The sequence below is a fragment of the Moorella sp. E308F genome (genome assembly GCF_006538365.1).
GTDB lineage: Bacteria > Bacillota > DSM-521 > Neomoorellales > Neomoorellaceae > Neomoorella.
In genome coordinates this window covers 439,173-463,668 of record NZ_BJKN01000002.1, presented here as the reverse complement: position 1 = coordinate 463,668, position 24,496 = coordinate 439,173, and the positions used below count along the sequence as shown (strand labels likewise).

The 24,496-nt window shown below is 59.5% G+C and carries 28 protein-coding genes and 1 pseudogene; 23 read left to right on the top strand and 6 right to left on the bottom strand.

Going from position 1 to position 24,496, the window contains the following annotated elements; translation table 11 throughout:
• Nucleotides 1-44: 44 nt before the first annotated feature.
• From E308F_RS08685 to E308F_RS08665, 5 genes are all read left to right on the top strand, one after another.
• Nucleotides 45-248: a superinfection immunity protein gene (locus E308F_RS08685; RefSeq protein ID WP_216363907.1), complete on the top strand. Its 204-nt coding sequence runs from the start codon at nucleotides 45-47 to the stop codon at nucleotides 246-248.
• A gap of 23 nt (nucleotides 249-271) precedes the next feature.
• Nucleotides 272-1,204 (top strand): conjugal transfer protein, encoded by a 933-nt coding sequence (locus E308F_RS08680; protein ID WP_141264552.1) that lies wholly within the window; start codon nucleotides 272-274, stop codon nucleotides 1,202-1,204.
• 84 nt (nucleotides 1,205-1,288) lie between these two features.
• On the top strand, nucleotides 1,289-1,579 hold the full coding sequence (locus E308F_RS08675) for a hypothetical protein (protein WP_141264551.1): 291 nt from the start codon (nucleotides 1,289-1,291) through the stop codon (nucleotides 1,577-1,579).
• A gap of 109 nt (nucleotides 1,580-1,688) precedes the next feature.
• Entirely contained in the window at nucleotides 1,689-2,078 is a 390-nt protein-coding gene (locus tag E308F_RS08670; RefSeq protein WP_141264550.1) for a TcpE family conjugal transfer membrane protein, read from the top strand.
• A gap of 23 nt (nucleotides 2,079-2,101) precedes the next feature.
• Nucleotides 2,102-2,320, top strand: coding sequence for a hypothetical protein (locus tag E308F_RS08665; protein ID WP_141264549.1), 219 nt, complete (start codon nucleotides 2,102-2,104; stop codon nucleotides 2,318-2,320).
• A 27-nt stretch (nucleotides 2,321-2,347) separates the two neighbouring features.
• Here E308F_RS08665 and E308F_RS08660 read toward each other — a convergent pair whose 3' ends face one another.
• Nucleotides 2,348-2,692 carry a type II toxin-antitoxin system PemK/MazF family toxin gene (locus E308F_RS08660; protein WP_141264548.1) on the bottom strand — a complete coding sequence of 115 codons (345 nt, stop codon included), beginning with the start codon at nucleotides 2,690-2,692 and terminating at the stop codon, nucleotides 2,348-2,350.
• Nucleotides 2,693-2,698: 6 nt separating this feature from the next.
• Entirely contained in the window at nucleotides 2,699-2,941 is a 243-nt protein-coding gene (locus E308F_RS08655; protein ID WP_141264547.1) for a toxin-antitoxin system protein, read from the bottom strand.
• Between the two features lie 76 nt (nucleotides 2,942-3,017).
• On the opposite strand from E308F_RS08655, the gene E308F_RS08650 reads away from it, so the two are divergent.
• The 9 genes from E308F_RS08650 to yyaC all read left to right on the top strand — a co-directional run bounded on the left by E308F_RS08650 (nucleotide 3,018) and on the right by yyaC (nucleotide 13,042).
• Complete coding sequence (locus E308F_RS08650; RefSeq protein WP_141264546.1) at nucleotides 3,018-5,417, top strand: ATP-binding protein; 2,400 nt, start codon at nucleotides 3,018-3,020, stop codon at nucleotides 5,415-5,417.
• 154 nt (nucleotides 5,418-5,571) lie between these two features.
• A complete protein-coding gene (locus tag E308F_RS08645; RefSeq protein ID WP_141264545.1) occupies nucleotides 5,572-5,799 on the top strand; it encodes a hypothetical protein in 228 nt (75 codons plus the stop codon).
• 223 nt (nucleotides 5,800-6,022) lie between these two features.
• Complete coding sequence (locus E308F_RS08640) at nucleotides 6,023-7,336, top strand: hypothetical protein (RefSeq protein ID WP_141264544.1); 1,314 nt, start codon at nucleotides 6,023-6,025, stop codon at nucleotides 7,334-7,336.
• Complete coding sequence (locus E308F_RS08635; RefSeq protein WP_141264543.1) at nucleotides 7,333-8,625, top strand: hypothetical protein; 1,293 nt, start codon at nucleotides 7,333-7,335, stop codon at nucleotides 8,623-8,625. The genes E308F_RS08640 and E308F_RS08635 overlap by 4 nt, the downstream gene beginning before the upstream one ends.
• Nucleotides 8,626-8,688: 63 nt before the next feature.
• Nucleotides 8,689-10,113: a ParB/RepB/Spo0J family partition protein gene (locus E308F_RS08630; protein ID WP_172613639.1), complete on the top strand. Its 1,425-nt coding sequence runs from the start codon at nucleotides 8,689-8,691 to the stop codon at nucleotides 10,111-10,113.
• Nucleotides 10,079-10,489 (top strand): hypothetical protein, encoded by a 411-nt coding sequence (locus E308F_RS08625; RefSeq protein ID WP_141264541.1) that lies wholly within the window; start codon nucleotides 10,079-10,081, stop codon nucleotides 10,487-10,489. Before E308F_RS08630 ends, E308F_RS08625 begins: the two co-directional genes overlap by 35 nt.
• Nucleotides 10,490-10,503: 14 nt before the next feature.
• Nucleotides 10,504-11,541 (top strand): peptidoglycan DD-metalloendopeptidase family protein, encoded by a 1,038-nt coding sequence (locus E308F_RS08620; protein WP_141264540.1) that lies wholly within the window; start codon nucleotides 10,504-10,506, stop codon nucleotides 11,539-11,541.
• A gap of 15 nt (nucleotides 11,542-11,556) precedes the next feature.
• Nucleotides 11,557-12,084: a CHAP domain-containing protein gene (locus E308F_RS08615; RefSeq protein WP_141264539.1), complete on the top strand. Its 528-nt coding sequence runs from the start codon at nucleotides 11,557-11,559 to the stop codon at nucleotides 12,082-12,084.
• Between the two features lie 367 nt (nucleotides 12,085-12,451).
• Complete coding sequence (yyaC, locus tag E308F_RS08610) at nucleotides 12,452-13,042, top strand: spore protease YyaC (RefSeq protein ID WP_141264538.1); 591 nt, start codon at nucleotides 12,452-12,454, stop codon at nucleotides 13,040-13,042.
• 4 nt (nucleotides 13,043-13,046) lie between these two features.
• On the opposite strand, the gene E308F_RS08605 is transcribed toward yyaC, so the two are convergent.
• The 3 genes from E308F_RS08605 to E308F_RS08595 are packed head-to-tail and all read right to left on the bottom strand — an operon-like array spanning nucleotide 13,047 to nucleotide 14,806.
• Nucleotides 13,047-13,679: a hypothetical protein gene (locus tag E308F_RS08605; protein ID WP_141264537.1), complete on the bottom strand. Its 633-nt coding sequence runs from the start codon at nucleotides 13,677-13,679 to the stop codon at nucleotides 13,047-13,049.
• Entirely contained in the window at nucleotides 13,672-14,460 is a 789-nt protein-coding gene (locus tag E308F_RS08600; protein WP_141264536.1) for an ImmA/IrrE family metallo-endopeptidase, read from the bottom strand. The genes E308F_RS08605 and E308F_RS08600 overlap by 8 nt, the downstream gene beginning before the upstream one ends.
• Nucleotides 14,444-14,806 (bottom strand): helix-turn-helix domain-containing protein, encoded by a 363-nt coding sequence (locus tag E308F_RS08595; protein ID WP_172613640.1) that lies wholly within the window; start codon nucleotides 14,804-14,806, stop codon nucleotides 14,444-14,446. Before E308F_RS08595 ends, E308F_RS08600 begins: the two co-directional genes overlap by 17 nt.
• Nucleotides 14,807-14,886: 80 nt before the next feature.
• Between E308F_RS08595 and E308F_RS16900 the strand changes: the two are divergent.
• A pseudogene (locus tag E308F_RS16900) lies at nucleotides 14,887-15,465 on the top strand (hypothetical protein); the annotation flags it as partial.
• Between the two features lie 479 nt (nucleotides 15,466-15,944).
• Here E308F_RS16900 and E308F_RS16530 read toward each other — a convergent pair.
• Entirely contained in the window at nucleotides 15,945-16,418 is a 474-nt protein-coding gene (locus E308F_RS16530; RefSeq protein WP_253260431.1) for a hypothetical protein, read from the bottom strand.
• Between the two features lie 124 nt (nucleotides 16,419-16,542).
• Here E308F_RS16530 and E308F_RS16525 point away from each other — a divergent pair, with 124 nt between their 5' ends.
• The 8 genes from E308F_RS16525 (at nucleotide 16,543) to E308F_RS08555 (ending at nucleotide 24,476) form a co-directional block, all read left to right on the top strand.
• Entirely contained in the window at nucleotides 16,543-17,280 is a 738-nt protein-coding gene (locus tag E308F_RS16525; RefSeq protein WP_253260430.1) for an AAA family ATPase, read from the top strand.
• A gap of 2 nt (nucleotides 17,281-17,282) precedes the next feature.
• The gene (locus tag E308F_RS08585) at nucleotides 17,283-17,972 is read left to right on the top strand and encodes an EAL domain-containing protein (RefSeq protein WP_172613641.1); all 690 of its coding nucleotides are present in this window, start codon (nucleotides 17,283-17,285) and stop codon (nucleotides 17,970-17,972) included.
• Between the two features lie 33 nt (nucleotides 17,973-18,005).
• Nucleotides 18,006-19,214: a hypothetical protein gene (locus E308F_RS08580; protein WP_141264532.1), complete on the top strand. Its 1,209-nt coding sequence runs from the start codon at nucleotides 18,006-18,008 to the stop codon at nucleotides 19,212-19,214.
• Nucleotides 19,211-20,038, top strand: coding sequence for an SAF domain-containing protein (locus E308F_RS08575; protein ID WP_141264531.1), 828 nt, complete (start codon nucleotides 19,211-19,213; stop codon nucleotides 20,036-20,038). The genes E308F_RS08580 and E308F_RS08575 overlap by 4 nt, the downstream gene beginning before the upstream one ends.
• A 122-nt stretch (nucleotides 20,039-20,160) precedes the next feature.
• Entirely contained in the window at nucleotides 20,161-21,336 is a 1,176-nt protein-coding gene (locus E308F_RS08570; protein ID WP_141305192.1) for an AAA family ATPase, read from the top strand.
• A 20-nt stretch (nucleotides 21,337-21,356) separates the two neighbouring features.
• The gene (locus tag E308F_RS08565; protein ID WP_141264529.1) at nucleotides 21,357-22,718 is read left to right on the top strand and encodes a CpaF family protein; all 1,362 of its coding nucleotides are present in this window, start codon (nucleotides 21,357-21,359) and stop codon (nucleotides 22,716-22,718) included.
• 215 nt (nucleotides 22,719-22,933) lie between these two features.
• A complete protein-coding gene (locus E308F_RS08560; protein ID WP_141264528.1) occupies nucleotides 22,934-23,599 on the top strand; it encodes a type II secretion system F family protein in 666 nt (221 codons plus the stop codon).
• Between the two features lie 172 nt (nucleotides 23,600-23,771).
• Nucleotides 23,772-24,476, top strand: coding sequence for a type II secretion system F family protein (locus tag E308F_RS08555; protein WP_216364498.1), 705 nt, complete (start codon nucleotides 23,772-23,774; stop codon nucleotides 24,474-24,476).
• Nucleotides 24,477-24,496: the final 20 nt, after the last annotated feature.

The window sequence follows — 24,496 nt, the reverse complement described above, 5'->3', positions numbered from 1 at the left end:
CGGTTGGTTCAGATTTTTTGGGAAGGACAAGGTGGGGAAGGCAATTGTTAGAGATCGGTCTTTCCTTGCTTTTCCTTTTTCTGCTAATCTACTTTTTGCCAACCATGATAACATTTTCTAAAAACGGCAAGGATAAATTCGTAATTTTGGCCATCAATTTGTTTTTAGGATGGACAATCTTCGGTTGGCTGTTTTCTTTGGTGCTCGCATGTACCGATATGCCGGCGCCGAAAAGCCCAAAAGAATGATACCGTACAGGAGTTGATCATTCATGCCGCCATTTTTATTCCGCCGCATAGCCGCGGGCGTTGTCTGGTGCCTCCTGATCCTTTCGCTCCTCTTTTCCGTCCGCGCTTCCGTCTTCGCGGCCAGGGCCTACAACACCCTGGCCGCCAAGGCTTACACCCCTGACGAAGCGTCTTTACGCGAGTCCGTAGCCGAGACGGCCCGGCAATTCGCCGTCGAATGGGCGACCTGGCTGGGCGACCCTGACGAGTACGCGAAAAGGCTGTCGGCTTTCCTTTCCGACCCTTCGGCGGCGCCGCTCCCCCAGGGCGTCCAGCGGGCGGTCGCGGCGTCCGCCGTCTCCGTGCGGCAAGAAAGCCCGGACGCGTGGCGCGTCAATGTCGTCCTCCACGTGGAAAGGCTGGTCAAGCTGCCGCAGGCCGACGCCTACAGCGTGCCGCCCGCCCTGCGGGCAGCCGAAGCGCCCGCCTCGGCGCCGCAGCCCCAGGCCGCCCAAGGACAGCCGCAGCAGCAGGCTGAAGTTCCGGTGTGGCGCGCCGCCGTTATGCAGGTTGAAATACCCGTCCGGACGGTTGGGGGCAAAGCCGCCGTAGCCGGGCTCCCGGCCGTCGTCCCGCTCGCCCGGGGGCAGGGGAAAGCCTCCGCGCCCCAGGGCTTCGGCGACGCCGCCCCGGACAACCTGGCGGCGTTCGTGAACCAGTTTCTCGACCTCTACTATTCCGGCGGCAACGTGCAGAATTTCGTCGCGGACGGCTCCGGCGTCGTGCCGCTCGGCGGGTGGAAGCTCCAGAGTGTGGGGCAGATCAGGGTGGACAGCAGGGAAAACCCGTCGAAGGCCCTGGTGGAGTGTGAGGTGTCGGCCCCTGGCGTCACGGCGGTGAAGCAGAGGCTCGTGCTCGACCTGGCAGTCTCCGGGGGGCGGTTCTTGGTGAAGGGGCTGAAGGCGGCCAGCCAGTAAGGTTAAAACCGTCGAGCCGTATCTTTATTGCCGGGAAAATAGCGCCCGGCTTTTTTTTAAATTGAAAGGAGGTGCCTTTAGGCCGTGTTCAAACGTCTTTCCACCCTCATCGCCACGGTGGCGCTGTTCGCCGCCACCGCCCTGCCCGCCTATGCGGACGTCGACATCGACGCTACCCTCACCAAAGGCATCGGGACGGTCCAGAAGGCTTTTGTCCTCGTGCTCTTGGTGGCCGCCATTTACAAGTTTTTCCGGCACGCCCTGGTGCAAGCCATCTTGCTCGTCTTAATCGGCGGTATCGTCTACGCCGCGCTGGACCAGACCGTATTGACAGCAATCGGCAACGGCATACTGCATTTCATCGGGGCGAAATAACGCGGGGGCCATCGGCCCCCATGCTGTGCGGGTACGGCAAGTCCCCTCTTCGCCGGGGACGAGGCCGCGCCCGTTTTTTTTTAAAGGCCAGGAAAGGAGCTGATGCGCCGTGTCGCCGGTGGACGACGCCCGCGTCTTCAGCAGTTATCGCTCGCTGTTCAACATTAAATATAAGATTTACAACCTGGGCGATTGGACGCTGCCGTTTCCCATGCCCCTCGACGCCCTGGTCGTCTTTTCCGCCCTTATCGTCCCCGCGGGGTTTGTCGCCAAGCCGTTAGCTTTCCTGCTGGGCATGCCGACCCTGGCGGCCGCCCTGGCGCTCGACGTAGCACTCACCTATCTGCTCATGCAGTGGGACCCCCAGGGCAAGATGCTGCCCGTTTTCCTGGCCGAGGTCCTGGCGTTTTTCGTCCGGCCCAAAAAGCGGGCGTTCGGCGGGGGCGTGCTGTGGTTGAAGAAAGAGAGGGTGAAATGGGAGATGGAAGATATTAGTTAAAAATAAGGAAGGATTTGATCATCATGTGGCATGAAGAACTTTTCCGGGAAAACACCTATGCCCTAATCGTGGCCGTGGCCGGGGACGGCACGAAGATCTACCGCCCGGTCAACGATAAAAGCCTACGCGGTACGGTGGAAGAGATTTTGAAAAAACATCCTGACGCCCGGTTCCGTCTGTTTTCCCACGACTACGACTGGAGCGTATTTAAAGGCTTAGTGCCGAGGGAACGAGTTTATTGATCCCCGCCTCTTTAGCCGTGGGAAGCATCAGAGACCTAGCAATATCTTTAATCTTGCTTCTACGCCTGATAAGGTAGCGGGCGTGACGACGCCCCATTTTTCAATTAACCTTTCTTTGGTGATTGACCGTACATCTTCACATTTAATGAAACTTACATTTTTAACCCCGCCTTCCGGGGGTTCGATTTTGACATGGAAAGGTATGCCTTTTTGTCGCGTAGTTAAAGGAACGACGACTACCAGCCCTGCGGGTCCGTGGTTAAAGAGATCTACCGAAATGATTAGAGCGGGGCGAGTGCCGATTTGTTCGTGCCCGCGACCAGGATTGAGATCCACTAGCCAGATTTCGCCCCGGCAAGGTTCGATTTCCATCCAAGATCACTCCTTATCCAGCCCGTCACCCAACGTGAAACTCCAAGCTTCTCTTTCTTCTTGCTCCGCTTTCCACTCGTCAGGGTTAGATTTTAAAGCCGCAAAAGCTTCGTTGGCTTTTTCGAGAAAGCGCTGGCGTTTATACGCTTCCAACGCTTTCAAGAGGATTTCTTGCCGTGATTCGCCGGTAAAAATGGCGATTTCTTTAAGTATTTCCAAGGCTTGTTCTGAGATTCGCGTCATCGGCATAGATCTCACCTCCAGTCTTAAGTATACGTTTTTGATAACAATACTGTCAACACATGATTGAAAAGAAGGTGTTTCCATGTTCCCCCTTATCGCTTTCCGCAAAAACATTCTTTTCACCGCCCAGGGCGAGGCCTACGCCCTCTACCGCATGCCCGGCCAGCCGTACCATTTTCTGCCCCTGGACCACCGCCGAGCCGCCGTGGCCCGCTTCGAGGAATTGCTGTTCGGGCTGGAAGGAAAGGGCCAGATCCTCCTTTTGTGGGAAGAAAAAGACGTTGACGAGGGCGGGTACTTGGCGGCTGCCGCGCCGGACCTCGCGGCCGCCCCGCCGTGGCGGAAAGAGGAAGCCGCCCGGCACGCCCGGGCCGCCCGGGCCGCTTTGAACCGCGGGGCGCGCATCCGGCGGCGCTATTTAGCCGTCCAATTGCCGCTGCGCCGCGAAGAAGGGTGGGGGTCGCTGGCCGAGGCCGCCCGCGAGGTCGGCGACGCGGCCCTGTCGCTCTTAACGGGCCTGCGGCCGGAATACGTCTCGCCGAAAAAGGTGGAGATGGCCGTGACGGCGGAAGACGAGCTGGCCCGCCGCCTGCGGGGGTACGGGTTGAAGAGGGCCGAATTCGCGGATGTCGATTTCATCATCCGCCGTGCGGCGCGCCGCTACGGCTTGCTGCCGCTGCCGCTCCCTTCCCGCGACGAGGGCAGGTTCACGCCGGGCATGGTCGCCGCGTTCGCCGAGGGGGCTTACGTGGAAGAGAAAATAGATTGTGTCATCGTGCGGGACGGGACGGGCCGCAGCCACGCCCAGGCCTTCGTGACGTTCGCGGATATGCCGAAACGGCTTAAAGAGACGGAAGACGAGTTTCTGTCCGTGCTCGACTTTCTCGGCGACCCTGTAGACGCGGCCATACATTTCGAAATCATCCAACCGTACAAAGCGGCGGCCAAGGTGAGGGGCAAGAGGGCGTTCCTAAAAGGGCAGATGAACGAAGCTTATTCCGGCGGCGGCGAGCCGACGGAGACCGAAGAGCTGGGCCTCCACGACAGCCGTGCCCTGGAAGCCAAGGTGGAATCCGGCCAGCCGCTGGCCCGTGTGGGGATATGCTTTGCGGCGTCCGGCCCGGACGCCAGGGCGGCCGCCGTGGCGGCCAACAGGCTCGTGCAGCGCTTTTCCTCCCGCGGCTTCCGGGCCGTCCGGCCGTCCGGCGTGCAGCTCAAATGTTTTTACTCCTTTCTGCCCGGCGCGCCGTCCGGCGCCCCGATGGTGGAATGCGACCCCGGCTACGTGGCCGCCGCCGGGCCGATGGCCGCGGCGGAGCTGGGCGACCCGAAGGGCTTCTTCCTGGGGTGGAGCGGACCGGCGCCCGTGTTCTGGTCGCCCGGCCGCCCGGCCCTGGAGCTCAACAAGACCAACGCCGCGCTCGTCACCGGGAGCTTGGGCGGCGGTAAAAGCGTGGTCTCTAAGACGCTGGCCTATTATGCGATCCTCGCCGGCGGCGTCGGCTTCGCCGTCGACCCGAAGAACGAGTACTACGTCTTCGAGCGGATTTTCCCCACCCGCCGCCTAGATTTGAGCCCCCGCGGCGGAACTCGGTTAAACCCGTTCATGCTTTCTGCCGACGAGCAGAGGGCCAGGGCCGTCGCCCTCGACTACCTGGCTATGGCGCTGAACGTCGGGGACAACGAAGCCCGCCGCGTGGCCGTGGCCCAGGCCGTGGAGATGGTCTTCTCGCTCCCGCCGGAGAAGCGGGACATGGACGCCGCCCTGGGCGTCTTCCGCATGATTGCCGACCAGAGCCCCCACCAGGCCGTCAAGGAAGAGGCCGGGCAGTGCGCCTTGCTTATCGAGTATCTGCGGGCGTCGGACGTGGGGTCCCTCGTCTTCGGCCGCGCGTCCGGCGCGGCGGCGGCCGGGCCCGCCGCGGGGTCGGTCGTGTTCACTACAGTCAACCTGAAGGAATTGCCGCTGCCGCGCCGCGGCGCTTCTGCCGCCCGCATGACCGAGAGCGAGCGGCAGGGTTTGGCCCTGATGTACCTGGCGGCGGCTATGGTGCGTGAGATGGCGTTCGGCCTGCCGCCGACCGTTTTAAAGTGCCTCATCTTTGACGAGGCGTGGATGCTTTTCGCCGTGCCTGAAGGTCAGAGGCTCCTGGAAGAGATCGTGCGCGTGGGGCGGTCGTTCAACGTGGTCCCCGTCTTGATCTCCCAGAACGCCAGCGATTTTTTAGAGTCTAAAGTCATCGTCAACAACGTGAGCAACGTCTTCTGCTTCCGGGCTTCGGACGCGGAAGAGGTGGAAGCGGATTTACGTTTCTTAGGGGCCGACCCGGAAGCTCTGGACGTGCGGTTCTTCGCCGGGATGGAATCCGGGACGGCGGTCTTCCGGGACGCGGAGGACCGCATCGGGGTGGTCCGCATCGACCCGCAGCCGCCGTACCTGCTGGAGCTGTTCGACACGAGGCCGAAGGGCGGGGCGAATTGAAACACTTGAAACAAAACTTTTGTTGCATTTATAACAATGCGATTAAGCCTTGATTCTTAAAGAAAAATTGATTTTAGATTAATGTTTCAAGCCGGGTTTTTGATCCCGGCTTTTTAATTTTTAAACACAATGAAGAAAGAAGGTGCATACCCTCATGTTTTCCATCCATAGATTGACCCGCGTCATCAACGACTGCGAACGCGGCCCTGACGGCGTGTGGAGGGTAGTCCGGCGGCGGCGCGTGCCGGTGATGGTCGCGGAGACTGATGACCCGCGGGTCATGGCGGTGCTGGAAATGCTGGACCGGAAGCTCAACCCGGCGGCCGACATCGAGATAGAGGTGGACGACTATGTTGTTGGCGAAATTATCGACGAAGAATAGCCGCAATTTTAAACGTCTCGTCGCCGCCCTTTTGCTGGTCGCCGTCACGCTGGCGGCCGCCGCGCCGGCGTGGGCGGCCCAGCGGCAGTTTATCGGCGACGAGCCGGCCGACCAGAACAACCTGACGGGCGACGTGGCGGCCGAGCGGCAGATGGAATACTTCCTGCTTCCACTCAACCCCAACAGCGTAGCGGTGGCCGGTGGGCTGACGGGGGAAGCTCTGATGGTCGGAAGCGGTCCGGCAGGGATCATGGCGGGGCCGCTTTTATTGACCCTGTCCGCTTTGGGTAACTATAAAGGTCTCCCGTGGCAGAACTGGCCAATGGGGCGGTACCTCTTCTGGCACTACCCGCCGGACAAAATGCTGGGCTTTTTACCGCAGATGAGCGGCATTACCCTCTGGGTGATGGATACAATCGCCAACGGCATCTTTTCGATAACCAAATATCTGGTCACGGTCGGGATAAACGTCATGTTTTTCGCGTTTGACACCAATTGGCTCGCGGGGGTGGCCGACTGGGTCGGCGCGGCGGCCCGCGACATCTTCTCGTTCAACGGCAAGTCGTTCGCAGACGTGGCCTTGAAACTATCGCTCATCCTTTTCTTCGTCCTGGCCATGCAAAAGCTGCTGGCCGGCCAATTGGCCGGCACGGTCAAATCCCTGATCGTGGCCATGCTGTCGTTGACGGCGGTTTTCCTGTACACCCTCGAAGCACCCCGAATAATCCGGGGAGCGATATCTTTGACGGACGGCGTGGCGGGCGTCGCTTTAAGCTCTTCGGCCCATTTCTTCTGGCAGGAACAGAACCCGGACCAATTCAAAAGTGACCTCGACAGGGGGCTGGCCAACGCCGGGACGGCCGTGTGGCAGGCGTGCGTGGCCCAGCCTTGGGCGGCGGCCATGTTCGGTACGTCTGACCCAAATAAACTGAAAATCACTGATGAAGAATGGTCCATTATGGATAAGAGCGTATTTCAGGACAAAAACAAAATCGCTGAACTCGACAAAAAGGTCCAGGACGGCACCCTGTACGCCGACACCCTTTTCCTGGCGTGCGGCGACGACAAATCCCGCGACGCCGTGGCCGAGATGCTGGGCCAGGTGTCCACCTTGACCACGGGCGGCACGTTAGAAAAAATAGGTAAGGAGATAGGGAATAAGACTGGCCTTTATCAAAGCAGTCCAATCAACCACGGGCAGCACCCCGGGTCGGTCGTAGGCTTCGCGCCGTCGACGGGGAGCGTCTTACAGCACATGGGCGTGGCGGTGATGACGGTAATCCCCGCCGCGGCGTTCCTCCTGCTGGTCCTCATAGTGGGCGGGATGATCATCTTCAGCCAGATCGTGCTCGTCCTCCTGCTCATCTTCGCCCCGGCGGCGCTTTTCGCCGCCATGGTGCCGGACGCCGGGTGGGCGCTGGCGGCCCGCTATTTTAAGACCATGGCCGCTTTCCTGGTCAACAAGCTGATCTTCGGGATTTACCTGGGCGGGCTGCTGGCCGTCGCCACGGGCGTCGTGAGGGGGATTTTGGGATGATCGGGCTGGCCATGTTGATATTGACGGTCCTGTTCGCCGGCGGCACGTTTTTTTCATTTAAATACAGGTCGATGCTGATGGGCGCCGTCCAGCGCGGGAGCGAAAGGGTACATCAGAATATCCAGCGGAACCCTGTCTACCGCTACGCCGGCCGGATGGGCTCGCGGGGCATCCTTGGGCTGTTAAAGGAATGGGGTCCTCTCGGGGAAGGGCTCGGTTTGCTCTGGCAGAACTACCGCATGCATCGGGACGTCCGCAACGAGTTTGACGAGGTCGAATCAGAGCTGCGCCAGACCCGCGAGGACATAGCATCCGCCCAGGCGTCGTCGGCCCCGACTTTCGTGTTTGTCGAAGGGGAGACGGCGGACGGCAGATCCGGGAGGCTGCTCGGCGAGGGTACGGGCGGCAGCCGCGAGCCCGTGCGGCTCGCGCAGATCGGCCCCGACACCTGGGCCTACCCCGGCATTGAGGTGGTTTCCGGCGAAAAAACGCCCGGCACGAGCGCCCGCAGCAGGGCAAGGCTGGCGCCCGGCGTCGAGGTCCGGCCGCCGTGGGCTGACGGCGGCGACGGCGACAGGGCCGACGCCCTGCTGGGCGGGTACGGCGGCCGACCGGTCTATGACGAAGATGTACCGGACGGCGGCGCCGCGGCCGACCGCGGAAGCCCGCTGGAGGGTTATACGCGCCCGGGAGAGGCCGCGGGAGTCAGCGGGCACGGTGTAGATACTGCGGCTCCGGGTGAAGGCGTGGGGGCGCCGGAAGAAAGGGCGCGGATTGAGTCGGGCGTAACAGGGAAAGGCACGCAACGGCCAAACGTGATGCAGGTGCGGCCGCCGCGGACGGCCGCGCCGCCCTTCGAAGCGGCGGTTCCGCAGCGTCCCGGCGTTAACCCGGCGGCGCGACCGGAAGCCCCGGCGTCTTCCGAAACCCGGCAGGATACGCGGCCCGTTTCTGGAACCCGGCCGGAGACGCCCGCGGTTTCCGGGGACGGCGTGGGGACGCGGGACGACAGCGGAGCGGGTAGCGCGGTGCCCGGCCCGGCGGTCGGCCGTGCGGACGCTGGCGCGGCGGGCCGAGGTGACCGCCCCGGCGGCGTGAATCCCCCGGCGGGGCGGCCGGGGCCGGCGGTCGGCGGCGTGCCGTCTGGCGGTGCCGCGCCGGTTAGGAATTTTTCTCCTGAAGCTATGCCGCACGGCCGGGGCTTCGGGGCCAGCACGGCGGCGAATCCGGAGACGCCAGCGGCACCGGGCAGCAGCACGCCTGGGTCTGATAGCGGCGGGGATGCGTAGGTTTCCCGCCGCTTTGTTTTGGGGAGACAGCTTTAATCTAAGGCCGATTTTTGTGTGGAAAGGATGATCGCATTGTCAAATCTTGTTTCTACCTCTCTTTTAAAACCGCACCCCAAAAACGGCGAATACTTTTCGGCCCCGTCTCCGGAAGAGCGGGAAGCGATCAAGCGGAGCATACAAGCTCAGGGGATACGCGACCCGCTTAAAGTTCTGCCGGACTACACCGTAATTGCCGGGCACGTGCGGCTGGAAATCGCGAAGGAATTGGGGATCGAGAAAGTCCCGGTCGAGGTCTGGGACGTCTCGCCGGAAGAGGCGGAGTATTTGTTGGTGGCGGATAATGAAGAGCGCCGCATTTGCAATGATCCTATCAAAAAGGCAAAGCGGGCAGAATTTTTGAAGCGGTATTGGGGTATACGGGAAGGTCGTCCTGAAAAACTGGGTAAAAATTACCCAGTTTTTAAGACACTTGATGATGTTGCTAATGCTATTGGCGAGAATCGTGAAAACTTAAAAAAGCTTCTTAAACTCAATGACCTTATTCCTGAATTTCAGCAGTTTGTCTCCCAAGGCAAGCTTTCCCAGATTGCGGCCTATTCGTTGGCCTTTCTGCCGCCCGGGGAGCAAAGGCAACTCCTCGATATTTTAGGCGAATCTGGCGTCTGCGGCCTCTCCGTCAAAGAGGCCCAGAACCTCCGTCGTGAGATTGAAGCTGAACGTAAACGGGCGGAAGAGCTCGCCCGAAAGCTGGCCGAGAGCGAGAAAGCCCTGGCGGACGCTAAAGAGGGTTCCGACGAGGCCGCGAGGCTGAAAGCCGAAATAGACGCCTTGCGGAAAGAGAACGGGGAGCTGAAGGCACGGCAGCCGGAAATAGTGGAAAAGGTTGTAGAAAAGGTAGTTTATAAAACCGATCCTAAAATGGAGATTGAACTTAATGCCGCACGTGTCAAGCTGCAAGAGTTTGCTGACGAATTAGCGTCGGTTCGGTCTCACGCCGAATTTTTAGCCCAACAGCGACAAGAATTGCTGACGAAAATAGAACGGATTAAAAAGGAAAAAGAAACTTTAGAGCGGCACTATGAAACTGTCAAAAAAAGTTTGATACAGGAAAAGAGTTTTAAAGAAAAACTGCCTGAGATTCCTTTGAAAGCGGAATTTGACCGCGTCACTTCTTTGACAACGGAGTTTTTACTGGTAACAGAAAAAATAATGCGTGCCCCGGATAAAGTGAAGGAATATGTAAGAATGATGAAATCCGCAGGAATTGTGGAAAGTAGCGATGCTGAAAAAGCCCTCGGCAAATTAGTTCGGGATATAGAAGTTTTGTTTGGAGCCCGCCTTCATGTGCTTGGATTACAATTGCTCGCTGTGCGAGCTACAGAACTTTTAGATTTATTAAACGAAGGTTTAACGGGGAAAAAACAGCTCAAAGTTCTTGAGGGAGGTAAAAAACATGAAACAGAAATCGACCGGAAGAACCTTGGCTGAAACCTTTCTTGCCATACTGGAAGAAAAGTATCCTGAAGGTGTGACTACACGTAGCATCGCTATACGTCTGTTCGGAAATGATTCCTTGGAAAACCGAATCCGCGTGCAAAGATTAGCCAGAACTCTTAGAAAAATGGGCCACTCTGTTTGGGGATACCGGGGAGTATACTGTTTAGATCCAGAATCAGGTTTTTTAATAGCGGTTGGCAAAGATCGGGCGGCGACGACTAAAGGCATCGCGGCTTCCAATCTGGCGATCTTAAAAACGTTCAAAGAATCGATGCCATCTTGGGAAGAGCGGGAGAACTATATGAAGATGCAACGTGAACTCGCGGAAGAACTTATAAAAATCGCCAAACGACTCAGCAATTTTTAGGGGATTGACCCACCATGCCTGCGCCCGCAGCGGCATACGCCGTTAAAAAAGCCGCGGCTTACGCCGCCGAAAACCCCGGCCGGGCGGCCGCCCTCGCCGTCGCGGCACTCGCAATCCCGCTCGTTCTTGCGGCGGCGCTTTTGATGATCGTTTTCGCCCCCATCGCCGCCCTGGGGCCGAACATAACCTCCGGCTTCCGCTCCGGCGCCCCAACGGGGGCCGCCCTGGCGGACATACCGGCGGACCACCTGCCCATATTCCTGAAAGCCCAGGAAAAATACGGCGTTTCGTGGGCCGTCCTGGCCGCCATAGCCAAGATCGAATCGGACTTCGGACGCAACATGAACACTTCGAGTGCCGGGGCCATAGGCTACATGCAGTTTATGCCGGCGACCTGGGAAGCGTACAAGCAAGACGGCGACGGGGACGGCCGGTGCGACCCCTACGACCCCTGGGACGCCGTCTTCTCGGCGGCCAACATGCTCAAAGCCGACGGGTTCGACAGCGACCCCCAGGGGGCCGTCTACGCCTACAACCATGCCTGGTGGTACGTGCGGAAAGTCTTTGAGCAAGCGGCGGAATATTCTTCGTCCATGTTACCGGCCGCCAACGGCGTGTGGCCCTTGCCATCGCAATACCGGGAGATTACCTCGCCTTTCGGTGAACGAATCAACCCGGTGACGGGGAAACTTTCGTTCCACGAAGGGGCCGACATCGCCGCGCCGGAAGGCACGCCGGTCTACGCCGTTTTAGGCGGGACAGTGACTTTCGCCGGGTGGGACAACGCTTTGGGAAACTGCCTGGTGGTGTCTTCCCCCGGCGGGGTGCGGGTCATGTACGGCCACCTGTCCGCGTTCGCGGCGGCTGCCGGGGACCAGGTGGCGGCCGGGCAGACGGTGGCCTACACCGGCAACACGGGGTGGTCCACCGGGCCGCATCTGCACTTGCAAGTCGAGGTCAACGGCCGGCCGTGCGACCCCTTGGAATGGCTGGGCGCCGCGCCCGGCGGAAGCGGCGGGGCGGCCGGGCCGGGCGGGGCTGGGAATTATTAAAAAGAGGTGATTTTAGTGCGTTCATTGAAAACATCGGCGGCACTTTTTTGTATTGTTCTTTTATTTCTCGTCCCCTCGCCAGCTTCGGCCAACCCCTATACGCTGTGGGACGGCGGTAATTGTTGCTGGTACGTTTGGGAAATGGCGAAAGAAAATTGGGGCGTCTATCTTCCGTGGGTAGGCGATGCCCGCAATTGGACGAACCTCGACGGTACGATGATTTCTAAGGATGGCCGAATTTATCGTGTTGAAGCGGTTGACGAACCTTCCGCTAGTTCTATCATGGTACTTCAGCCAAAAACGCTCGACATGCTTAACGGCAACAAACCATATCCTAACAATATTTACGGGCATGTTGCCTGGGTAGATTCAGTTTCAAGTTTGAAGATATTTGCTGACAGCACTACCTATTTTTGCCTGGGTGGAAGATTATCCACGTGCGGGAATCTAGTATATGGCCGCCGGAAGGTTGGGACACCTGGCGCGGTTGTGCCTATCGGCGACAGGTTTACCTCTGGCCACCCTGGGGAATGGACGGCGTGAAATTTTTACGGTTGGCCGCCGCCGGAACGAACGGCGGCCTGGGGGCGATAGAAGTAGGCGTAAACTATTGAAACCATATTTTAATATTAGGTTTTTGCAATATTTTATTACAAACACCGTAATATCACACCTTCCCGCAACGGGAAGGCTTTTTTTATGTTCCAAATTTCAAAAAAGGAGTGGTTCCTGTGAGATACGCGAGCGGTTGAACAAGCCGCTGTTGACCCCTCTCCAGGAAGCGGTGTGGGACGCGGTCGTAGGTTGGGCGAAAAACCACTTAAAAGAAAGCAACGCCCACCGTTGACGTCTTATCTTTGAGTGGGGCAAAGTTGTGGGAAAAAGACTTTATGGCAGAGGTTGGTGTTCGATGCACGAAGCCAGGCGTTTTTGCGGCGACCCCCGGGCGGCCCAGGACCTGGGCCGGGTCTTGCGCCGGATTTTGCTGGAAACGGCCCCCGGCCTTTCTTTCCCGCCGGTGGTCGCCTGTATCGGTACGGATCGGGCGATGGGTGACTGTCTAGGGCCGCTGGTCGGCACCTTTTTAAAGAAAAAACATCCTGAATGGCCGATATTCGGCACCCTTGCCGAACCGCTTCACGCCCTTAACCTGCCGGAAACGCTGGAAATTATCCGTACCAGGCACGCTGGGAAGCCTGTTATCGCCGTAGATTCGGCATTTGGCGAAACTTTCACCAGCGTGGGGGATATTTGTATTCGCAAAGGAAGCTGCCAGCCGGGTTCGGGGTTGAACAAAAATTTGCCCCCGGTAGGGGACGCCTACCTGACAGGCGTCATCAATGTCGGGACAGGAACCGCTCTGGATCTTCTCACGCTTCAAAACACCCGGTTGTACCTGGTGTGGCGGATGGCAGAAGTTATAGTGGAAGCGATTGAAATCGGGATCGGAGATCAACAGCAGGCGGGGATGGAAGCGGCGGTTTTAACTACCGCAAATTGATTTATTATTTTTTTTTCGCTATCTTAGGTTTGCTTTGACTTGAAAATGATAATGTAGACGCTGTTTCTAATAAATAGTTAAGCCTATTGGAACTACGTTTCATTAACTCTTTAAAAGGTATTTTAACAGGATATTCCACTACAGTTTGAAGGGCTTGAAATATTTTTTCCGCTTCACTCATCTTTAATAAGTTTACGTTGATGCATAACCAAAGTATTTCCCAGTGGGCAATACAAATAAGTTCGCTCCATTCTTGAATCAATCGTTTAGCTGTCCGATCATCAGTAAGCAGGATCTGAATACCTAATTCATGTGCAATAGCGGAAGCTTCAAGTTCACCAGGATCGAGACTATACCGATAAGTTTCTATGTAAGAGAGGATGCTATGTTTTTGTTCACGGGTTAAATCGTTTTGTGGGTTGGAAATATCGATACTTTTAAGCCAGCCCTCTTGTTGAGCAGCATGAAGACTAAGTCCTCTTGCTTGTAATCCGATTTTTAGCTCAGCTTCTTCAAAGACCTTTTTAGGAACAATAACTTGATTAAATAGCTGTCCCAATAAACTTAAAAAACCTGCTTTGCAAAATTTCACTAGAATATCCGCGTCACTTACGCAAATCCTGAAAGGTTTAGTCATAGTATGGTTCAAACCCCAATTCATTCGGTGTTTTGTTCCATAGGGACAGCAGATATTTTACTTTACCGAAACTGACTAGACCTTTCTCGTAGTTATCATGGAGACTTTCAATTAGAATTCGTGGTATTTCAGGAGATGTTTCCTCAATTAAACTAGTTGAATATCCCATTTTTCGGGTAAGAGTTTTTAACGCATCTGCATGCTCTGGAGAAGCCATCTTACGGAGTTTGCCATAAATGGGTCTAGATATAATTTCCGCCTGCAATAAGGCATTTAGAATAGCGCTATAACTAACATGAAAAATTTGTTGCATCTTAATTACATGTTTTGGGGTTATGAATTGACACTTATCATTTCCAAAACATTCCCGCCAAATGCTTCTTACGCCGTCAAGGGGCATTAAAAAGGCTCCAGCAAATGCGTCCGCTACAATCTCACTAGGGTCATTTTGGTCTTGTTCAGGATTACATATTCTGGCATTGAGATCCTTATCGTATAATAAATGCTTAAATTCATGGGCGGCGGAAAAAATTTGATGTCCCAATGTTCTTTTTGTGTTTAAATAAATAAAAGTGTAACCTTCCAAGTTTTTAGTGATAAATGCTGAAAGTTTTGGATTATCGCTAGGATATCTTAAAAGAATAACATTAAATCTTTCAATCAACCCAAATATATCACTAATAGGTTCTATCCCTAAGCCTAATTCTCTCCGGCAACGAGAAGCCAAATCTTTACCTTCTTGTTCTAGTTCTTTTTTTTCTTGCCTACCAATTTTGGCCATCTTGTACCCTCCGGAGCTTGAGTTGTCCTATAATTTCCCGAATAAGGTTTTCTATTTTATTCACAGCACCTAAAAACTCCGGATCTTCTTCTGAACCAGTTGCCCTAAAACGTGCAATAAGATTTTCTTCTTGAACTGGTTCCGTAAGAATATCAGTGGTCGTACCAAGATAATCCGCTATGATCCTTAGCTCAACGCTGGTAATAGCTTTTTTGCCAGATTCAATTTTAGTTACCACAGGCCTGCTTACCTGTAAAACTTTTGCTAAATCTTTCTGCGATACCCCTTTTTTTTCCCGAAGATCTTTTATTCTTTGTCCAATTTCCGAAAAAGATGGCGCGCGCACAAGCATTCCTCCTTTGGTAACATTATATTACCATATTTTATGATCAAAAATCAATTAGTATCAAATCATTACATCAATTTTTGAGGGGGAATTTAATATTGAAGACTATCGTCATCACCTCCCCCGCTACGGACGCCGGCAAGACCTTCATAGCCTGCCATCTGGCCGCGGCCGCCGCGGAACGGGGCGTCGCGACGGCCCTCCTCGATTTCGACCTGGCCGTCGGGGACATGGTGCGGGTGCTGGGGCTGGAGGAAGAGGCACGCCGCCCCCACCCGACGGTCGCCTCGTGGAAAGACTACCGCGACCCGGCGGCGGCCGCTTTGAAAGGGCCGGGCGGCGTGGCCGTCTTCCCCAGGCCGGAGAACCCGTTCGAAAGCGTTTCACGTAGGGACGTGGAAGCGTTTTTAAACTACCTCGCTAATTCCTTCGAAGCGGTCGTGGTCGATGCGGGGGCGGACGTAGGCTCGGAATGCTGGGGAGTCCTGACTGCCGCGGCAGACGAAGTGTTGCTCGTAACCGATTGCGACGAGAAAGCCGTCTTCAGGGTCAAACAATTTCTGGCGAAATACGGCCCGGCCGTCACCGGCAAGTGCAGGCTGGTGGTGAACCGCCGGGAAGCGGCGTCCCGGTATTCGCCGCGGGACATGGAGCGTATCCTGCGCTCGACAGGCATGGCGTTCAAGGGCGTCTCGGAAATCCCGTTCGATCCGGGCGTCCGCCGGGGCGGCCTGCCGTCCCCCGACCCGAAAAGCGCCGCCGGGAAAGCGGTGCGCGGCCTCGCGGCCGCGGCGTTCGGCTTCGTTCCCGGCGACACGCCTGTCCACGAAAGACGGCTTCCCGTCTTTTCCCGGTTCGGGAAACTGCGGGCGGTGGCTCCCCCGGAGCGTGAAAACGCTGGCGGCGTGGAGGGACGTGCGGCCGCCAATTCCGCCGGCGGGCCGGGATACGCAGCGGCGCCGGAGGCAGACCGCGACGCCCCGCAGGGGCGCCCCGCGGTGCCCGGCGTGCCGGGAGCTCCGGAGGGAGGGCTGGCACTGTCCGGCGCGGGCCCGGCACGTCCTGTCTACAGCGGAAAGGAGGGCAAAAATGTGGCGTTTTGGAGAAAATTGTTCAAACGCGGCGACGCGGCCGGAAATCAGAAAGCCAGCACGCTGAAAGCGGGACAAATTGCGGCCAGGAAAACGGGGTCGGCTTTCGAAGCAGCCCTCCGCGCGGACGGGTCGCCGTTCCGGGGACCCGGACGGCCCGCCGGCGGCCGGGGGGATTCGGCGCCCGGCGGGATGCCCGCCCCGGAAACAGCAACAGGCGAAACTGGAGCCGCCGCTGCGCGACCGCTGGTCGTCTGTTTATTCGGGCGGCGGTCGGAGTCCCTGGCCGGGGCCGCCGCCGGGCGGGGTTTCCGGCCTGTTACGGGCGCGCCGGGCAGGGACGTGCGGCCCGCCGCCGTCATAGCGGACGTGGAGCTTCTGCCGTCGCTGGGCGACCCCGGATGCCCGGTGATAGGGCTCAGTTCGGGAAAGTTGAGCGACCTGCTCGTTTCGTCCGAAAAGGCCGCCGTGGCACTTAACGGCGAGGCCGCCTTGGAATTCGCCGCCAAGGCGTGCGGCATAGGCAGCGATAGCCGGGGGGACGAACGGAAACCCCCAGATGTCTCACCTCCGGCGGTCGGGTCCGCCGGGCGTGCGGCCGCCCCTTACGCGGGCGCCGCAGTTCCGCCGCCTCCCCGCAGGGGCGTGGTGATAGCGTTTTATTCGGGCACCCAGGCCCAGCAGGGCAAGACTTCCCTCGCGATAAACGCGGCGGCGCTCATGGCGGAAAAAGGCATGACGGTCTGCCTGGTGGATTTCGACACCGGAAAAGCCGGCCTGACGCGCCTCTGCGGGTACAACGAGGACGACCCTCCCGGCTGCGACCTGGCGACTTTTTTTGAAAGGTCTACGCCGGCGCGCGGGCCCGCGGGCACGTCTCTGGTGGCCGCGCCGCTGCCGGAGAGGGAATGGTTCCCCGACCCCGCCCAGGCCGGACGGCTGGTGGCGGACCTGGCGGCCAGGTACGACGCGGTGGTGCTCGATTTCGGGGCCAGGTTGATCTCGCCGTCCGTCAAGGCGGCGCTGCGGCAATGCGACCGCATCTTTATAGTGGCCCTGCCGCACCGGACGGCGGCGTCGACGGTGGCGCGCTTGCGCGGGCAATGGCTGGCCGAAATCGGCGGCGAACGGGTGGCGGTTATCGTCAACCGCGTGGGGTACCGGGACAGCAACATATCTCCCAGGAACGTCGCCCAGCTTTTAGGCCGCGAGGAGTTTTTCGAAATCCCCGACGACCCGGCCGTGGCGGCGGCCGAAGACGGGGCGGCCCGCGGAAAGCCTTACGACCCTCCCTCACTCAAGAAAAAGAACCCCGTCCGGCGGGCGCTCCTCTATATCTTGGAATCAGCCTGCATTATAGGCCGGGCGGCGAAGGAAGGATGATTATGCTGGACGGCTTTTACATGCATTACCAGCCCATTTTCTACCTCCAGGACCCTGCCCAGGCGATAGGCTACGAAGCCCTCCTGCGGCACCCGGCAGGGTGGTCGCCGTTCGACCTGCTGCGGGAGGCGCGCCGTGCCGGGGCTATCCCCGTGTGGGAACTGCGGGTGCTGGAGAGGGCGGTCGAAGAGGTTCTGGCGGCGTCTTCGAGCACGCTTTTTTTCAACCTCACTCCGGAAGCGTTCGCGGATATGGCTTTTCCTTTGCGGGCCGCCCGCCTGGTGGAATCCAGGGGGGCGACCACCGCGAGGGTGTGCGTGGAGATATCCGAGCAGGGGGTGTACACGTTAAAAGAATTCGTCCGTTCCCTCCAGGAATGGGTCGACCGGGGGTTTTTCATAGCCCTGGACGATTTCGGGATGCAGAGGGCGAACCTCGACCTGGTACTCAGCGCGCATCTGGATTACGTGAAAATCGACCGCGCCCTGGTGGAAGGGGTGGCGTGCGACAGGCAGAAGCAGAAGCTCCTGGCCGGTTTGGTGGAAGGCATCGCCGGCTCTGGGGCCTACCCTATCCTGGAAGGCGTGGAAAAAGAAGAAGACATGGCGTGGCTGGCAGAGACGGGGTGGGACGTTGGCATACAGGGGTTCGTGATGGCCCGCCCGTCCGCTTTTTCCAATTTTGTTTCTTAGAGAAGATTTTTTGGTTGAGGGGGAATTTATTCGATGTTGCTGCAGCGGATGCTGACGAACGCCGACGCTCAAACCCGCGGCCGCATATCGAGGTTTTCCGGCGTGGAATGCCTGCCGCTGGACGGGGCCGCCGCTGGGCCGGGTTCGGTAGTGGTGCTCGCCCGCCCGCGCGACGCCCGTCTCTTGAGCGAGACGTTATCTTCCGTGGCCACAGCCGCGAGCCTCGGCGTGCCGGTAGTGGTGATAGCCGGGGCGAAAGACGAAGCGGGGAAAACGCTCTTCCGCGAAGCCAGGCTATGCGGCGTACCCCCCGAGTGCGTCCTTTTCGTAGAAGACGGCAAAGTGGTGGATGCCGCAGGCTCGGCAGCCGGCGAAGCGTTACGGGGGAAAGGCATAGGCGTCGGCGTGGTAGTGCGGGCGGCCGAGAGGGCGCTCAAAGAAGGCCTCGTGCCCGAGCCAGCGTTCTGGGAAGAAAGCGAAGAGGACAGCGCAGAACCGGCATTTTGGGAAACTCCCCGGGAAGACGGCACGCAGGAAGATGCGGCGGAAAAGTTCGACGGCGGCGTGGGCGGCCCGGCAGAGTCTCCCAAGGGGTCGCCAAAGCCGGACCCGGTCGGCGTTTTCTTCGATTCGGCCCGCGCTTCGGTGGCCGTGTTCGGCATAAAGGGCAACGTGGGGGCGACGACGGTCGCCGCATGCCTGGCCGGCGTTTTGGAGGATTACGACCCGTTGTTCCTGGAAGTGTCGCCCTCGCCGGTCGGGCACAGGTATTTCGCTGAAAACCCGGACCGCTACGCGTGCGTAAGCAGGGACGGTATAAGCGGGAGCGGCCCGCGTCCCTGCGGGATACTGGTGGCCGACGTCGCTTTCAACACGCAGTGGGAGCAGGGCGGCGCCGTCGACACTGCCTACCAGAAAGCGGGATGCGTCGTGCTCGTGACCGACGGCTCGCCCGTGTCTTTCGAGCGGGTCGGCAATTGGGTGAAAGGCGGCTGGCGGCTGGACGTGCTGGTAGTGAACCGCACGCTTTCCGGGGCGGGCTACCCGCCCGAGGTGTACGCCGGCGAATACGGGATCCAAAAAGTGGTCGGTGTGCCCGGCGGTTACGAAGAGGAAGCGGCGGTGAACCAGGCGCTCCAGAGCGGACGTCTGCCCCTGGGCAAGAGCCCCGATTTCGACGGCGCGATTGGACTTTTGGCCAGGATGGTATTGGAAAAACTTGAAAGGGGTGCTGTCCAGTGAACGTGTTCAAGAATTACAGGTATTGGCTGCTGGCGGCGACCGTCTTCGCCGTATTGGCGGCGGCGGCCGCCGTCCAGACCGTGCGGTCGTTCGCCGGCGTCGTGCAAGTGGTGGCGGTAAAGCGGGACGTCGCCGCGAACGAAATGCTCACGGCCAACGACGTGACGCTGGTGGAGCAAGCGAAAGGCTCGCTCTACCCGGACGTGGTGGCGGCCCCGCGGGACGCCGCCGGGATGGTCGCCCGGGGCTTCATACCGGCGGGCACCGTGCTGCGCCGCTCTATGCTCATGCCGCCGCAGCAGGCCGGCGTAGCCGGCAGCGTTGCCGCCCTGGGGGGCGATTACGTGGCCGTGGCCGTGCCGAACACGCTGGGCACCACGGTGGCGGGCACGCTGGCGGCCGGCAACCGGGTGGACATATACTCCCGGGCGAGCGACAAGGAGCCGCCGGTGAAAGTGGCATCGGATGTGCTGGTGCTGCAAGCGGGAACGGTGCAGACGCCCCAGGGGGCACAGCCCACCCAGGGCGTGATCCTGGCCCTGTCGGCTAAGGACCTGGACAAAGTGCTGCCCTATTTCACGGGCGGCAAGGAAAATTCTTTGACTTTCGTCCTGAAACCCCTGGTCGGCGCCGCGCAGCAAGCTAACGCCGGACAGCCGAACGGCCCGGCACTGCCGCAGCCGGACGTCTCCACGCAACAGCGGCCCGGCATTTCCCAGCAGACCGGCGTAACGCCGCCGGCCGTACCCGCGCAGCAGCCGTCCGGTTCGTCCCAGCAGGCCGGTCCAGGACAAACGCCGGCTGAAAAGAAAGGGGCTGAATAAGAGTGTCTCTGCTTTTCGTAGGAGGCTCCCCGGAATTCGTCCGGGAATGCAAAGCCGCGGCGGCCAGACACGGGGCGAAGGTAGGGGGCGAGGCGGCCTCTCCCTACGACGTTTACATCCTGGTGGACAAGGTCAAACCTGACGGGGTGCTGTTACCTTCCCACCCCGAATGGACGAACGTGGCCATCGACCTCGCCCGCGTGCGGCCCAACACTCTGATCTTCGTTTCCGGGCCGGTGAACGCCTCGACGTGGGCACGCATGAGCGAGGCGCGGATCTATTCCGTCCCGGCGGACCCGGAACAGGCGGTGAAAGCGTGCGTCACGGCTTTGGGCCGTCTCAACCCCCAGCGGTTCCGGCTGGACGACATAGAGGTGAAGCCCCCGGAGGTCGCTTCCACCCAGCGGGCCGTGCCTGTGACCGCGCGGACGCTGGTGGTGTATTCCGACAAAGGCGGGGCGGGCAAAACGACGGTGGCCGAAAACCTGGCCGCCCTGATGGGCATGTGGGCGCGGGAGCAGGAGCGTGCCGCAGGGACGCCGTGCAGGGTAGCCCTGCTGGATTTCAACCTCGACGGGTCGACGGGGCTTTATACATGGTTTGCCCTCGGCGACGACCGCAGGCCCAAAACGGCGATACTGTGGGAGGACTTTACGGAAGACACGCTGCAGTGGAGCGCCGTCGCGGGGGCGATGAACTACCACGAGGGGGCGAACGTGTATTACCTGGCCCCGCCGCAGACGGCCGACGAAAAAGTCCGGTTCGGCCGCGACCTGGCGAGCCGGATCGTCGAGGGCTGCCAGAAATTTTTCCATTTCGTGATAGTGGACACCGGCGTTGCCCTCAAAGACCGCGACCCCATCCTCGTGGCCCTCGCTAAAGCCACGGACGTCTTGCTTGTCTGCCGGTTCGAGTACAAAGACATGAGGCTTTTGGCTTCCGCGTACCGCCAGGAGCTGGGGCGCATCCTCGACCCCGCCCGGACGGGCATGGTTTTGAACCGCGTGAGGCCGACATGGTTCACGGTCAGCGATTTCGTGGCGGCTTTTTCACGGGAAGCTGGCGCGGCCGTGCCCCTTAAAGGCGAATTGCCGGAAGAGGCGGCCCTCGGAGACAAGGAGAGCCAGGTGAGCGGGCAGCCCTTCGTGTGCGTCCGCCCCGATTCGCCCTTCACCCGGTCCATGTGCCTGCTGGCGCGGAACATCCTGGGGGTGGACATCGGGATAACGGCGCGGCCTAAGACGGGACTGATGGAAAAGGTAAGGGCTCTTTTCAGCAAAAATCGGCAAAAACGTTGAATTTAAAGGCGGTGGTTCCTGTGAACGATTGCGATTCCTTATACGCCGAACTCTTCTTCAGGAAAGAAGAAGAAAGACCCCAGTCTCTTCCCGGCGACGACGCAAGCGGGCGCGACGCCCTCGACGAATTGCGGCTGAAGCTCATCCAGGAAGCGTGGGCTTCGGATTTAGGGACGATGCGCGACAAAGAAAAGGCGCGCTCGCTGCTCCGGGAAATCGTGGCCCGCGAGGGCATGCCAGTAAACCTTATCGAAGAGCTCATGAAAGACATCTATGGCTTCGGGCCTATTACGGATCTGATGGAAGATCCAGGCGTGACCGACATCTGGATCGACCGCTACAATTTCATCCGTTACGAAAAGGACGGCCGCATCCGTAAATGGAACAAGACTTTCGCTTCCGAAGAGCACTTGCGGCGGTTTGCCGTGCGCCTTGCAGCCACGGTGGGCCGCAAGGTTGACGAAGCGCGGCCGGTCGAGGACTTCCGGCTGCCCGACGGGTCGCGGGCGGTGGTCTTCCTTGACGGCCCTTCTGTACGGGGTACGAGCATGATCATCCGCCGGTTTTCGCGCCTGTTCACGCTCGATGAGCTGGCTGAAAGGAATTTGTTCCCGCCGGAACTCGTGAGGATGTTCGATCTGATGGTCAAGGCGAGGCTGAACGTGTTCGCCGCCGGGGGCATGGGCTCCGGCAAAAACACTTTTTTGAACGCACTCCTGCTCCGCGTAGGGCCGGACGAGAGGCTGGTATTCATCGAGGACCCGGCGGAGACGCGGGTCGGCTTGCCGGACCCGCGCCGGCCGGACCTCCCCACACCGTGGACCGTTGTGCTGGAGCCGCGTCGGGCCGGAGTGGAAGGGGAGGGCGCCGTGCCGCCCGACCTGCTGTTCGAAAAAGTCCTCCGCACCAAACCGGCGAGAGTCATCTGCTCGGAATGCCGTAATGAAATCACCACCTATTGGACCCTCCAGGCCATGAACATCGGTCACCCGGGGTCAATGTCCACAGTCCACGCCGACGGCCCGGAAGAGGTGCCCCTGCGGCTTTCGGACATGCTGGCGGCGTACCGGGGAGGGGCGTACAGCACCCCGGCGTCGCGGGCAGGGAAAGTGGCCGCTGCTGAGGTCGTGTTTTTCCTCGGGCAGATAAATGGCCACAGGAGGCTTCTGGACGTCGCCGAGATCCGGCGCCGGGACGCGGATTCCCTGCCGGAAGTGGTGCCCCTCTACACTTTCCGCGTTGAGGGCTTCGCGGAAGACGGCGCTCCTTTGGGAAAGCTGCGGCCCACCGGCGAAATCCCCGCGTTCCTCGGCAAACGCAAGCTGGCGCTTTACCTTACCCCTGAAGAAATGGACGAATTGAGAGGGTGGTTCGGTTGTTGACGCCATTCATCGGTCTGGCGACATTTTTCGCCGTATTTTCGCTGTTCTGCGCTTTCGCCGGATGGAAACGCAGCAACCCGCTGCTGCCCAGCGGCGGCGCGGCGGCTTACAGGAACCGGGGGAAGGGCGAAACTTTTTTCGTGCGCCTCTGGAACCTGCGGGGGGATTCCCCTCTGACGCTCGAGTCCGGGGCACTCGCCGGGGCGGCCATAGGGGTGGGGACGTTCTTTTTGACCTCTTTGCTGGCCGACCCGGTGTTCGCTGTTCCGCTGGCGGCGGGCGGCTTTCTGCTCGGCCCGCGGGCGTTGAACCTCTACCTTTTCCGGCGCAGGATAAAGGCTTTCCGGAGCAACATAGAATTCGGGCTGGACACCCTGATGACCGCGCTGCACATCGGTATGTCTATGGAGAAAGCGTTACGTGAGGCGTCCATGCATTCTCCGGAGCCTATCAAGTCGGAATTTTTACGCCTGGCGGAAGAAATCGCCGGCGGTTTGCCGGAACCGGAAGCGTTCCGGGGCCTGGCGGCCCGCATCCCCTGCGTCGAAGCCGAAGAGCTGTGCGACGCGGTGGAGCTTTACAGCAAAGTGGGCGGCCCGCGGTCGCTGAACCTCTTGCGGGAAGTGCTGACCAGCCTGCGGGACGGCATCAGCACGCGCTACCAGGTACACCAGCACACGAAAGGGGCCAAGACATCAGCCATCCTGGTAACGTTCATCCCTGTGGCGTACATTTTCGGCATGCTCGTCCTGGCGCCGGACCTCTTCCGGCCGCTCGTGGACACCCAGATGGGCCGCACGGCGGCTTTTGTGGCTTTTCTCGTTTTCTGCTTCGGCCTCTGGCTGGTGATGAACATCCTGCGTTCGATTGAAGATTTTTGAAAGAAAGGCGGCGGTTTTTATGAACGTCCCTGTTTCCGTACCTTTTTTCGCGGCGGCGTTCGTCTTCTGCCTTGCGGTCGCGGCCGGGCTCCGCGTCTCCGTCACGGCTTTCGACCTGGCCGCGCATTCGCCGCCGTTTTCTGAGACGGCTTCCCGGTTTTTCACCAGGCTGTTGATATACCACCCGTGGCTGCAGAAGCTCGCCGGCCCGCCGGACGTGGAAGAAAAGCTCGCCCTGGCAGGAAACCCCTACGGCTTCAGCCCGGAAGCGTTCGACACCCTGCGTTTCGGCCTGATAGGGCTGGCGGCCGCGTCCGCCCTGCTGGGCGTCTTTTCCTCGAATATGTTAGCCTTTATCCCTGTGGTCTTCATCAAATTGCCGGACTGGTGGCTTTCTTTTCTGATCAGCGAACGGCGTAAAGCGATGAAGAGGGAATTTATCATGGTGGCGTCCAGGCTGGCCACGGCCCTGTCGGCCGGACTTGAATTGAGGGCCGCCCTGGAATGGGCGTCCGGCGGGATCACCGAGAAGCGTTCGGCTTTGCGCGAAGAATTGCGGCGCGCGGTCGAGGAGGCCAGGTACAACGCGCCCCTGGAAGAAGTGCTGAAAAATTTCGCCGCCCGGACGGGCCTTCTGGACGCGCAGAGGTTGGCCACAACGGTCATCCAGGCCCAGCGCTACGGCGCTTCGGTGGCGGGGAAACTTTCGGAAGCGGTGAAAGACGCCAGGGAACGCCGCAAGGCCGAAATAGTGGGCCAGGCCAAAAGCGCGGAACAAAAGCTGTATCTTGCCGTGTTCGTCATGGCGCTGCCGACGATAATCTGCACCCTCGCCCCTATGCTCATCTCTTTGGCCCAGCAGAACCCGTTCCATTGAACGCAAGCATTGTGGGGTGA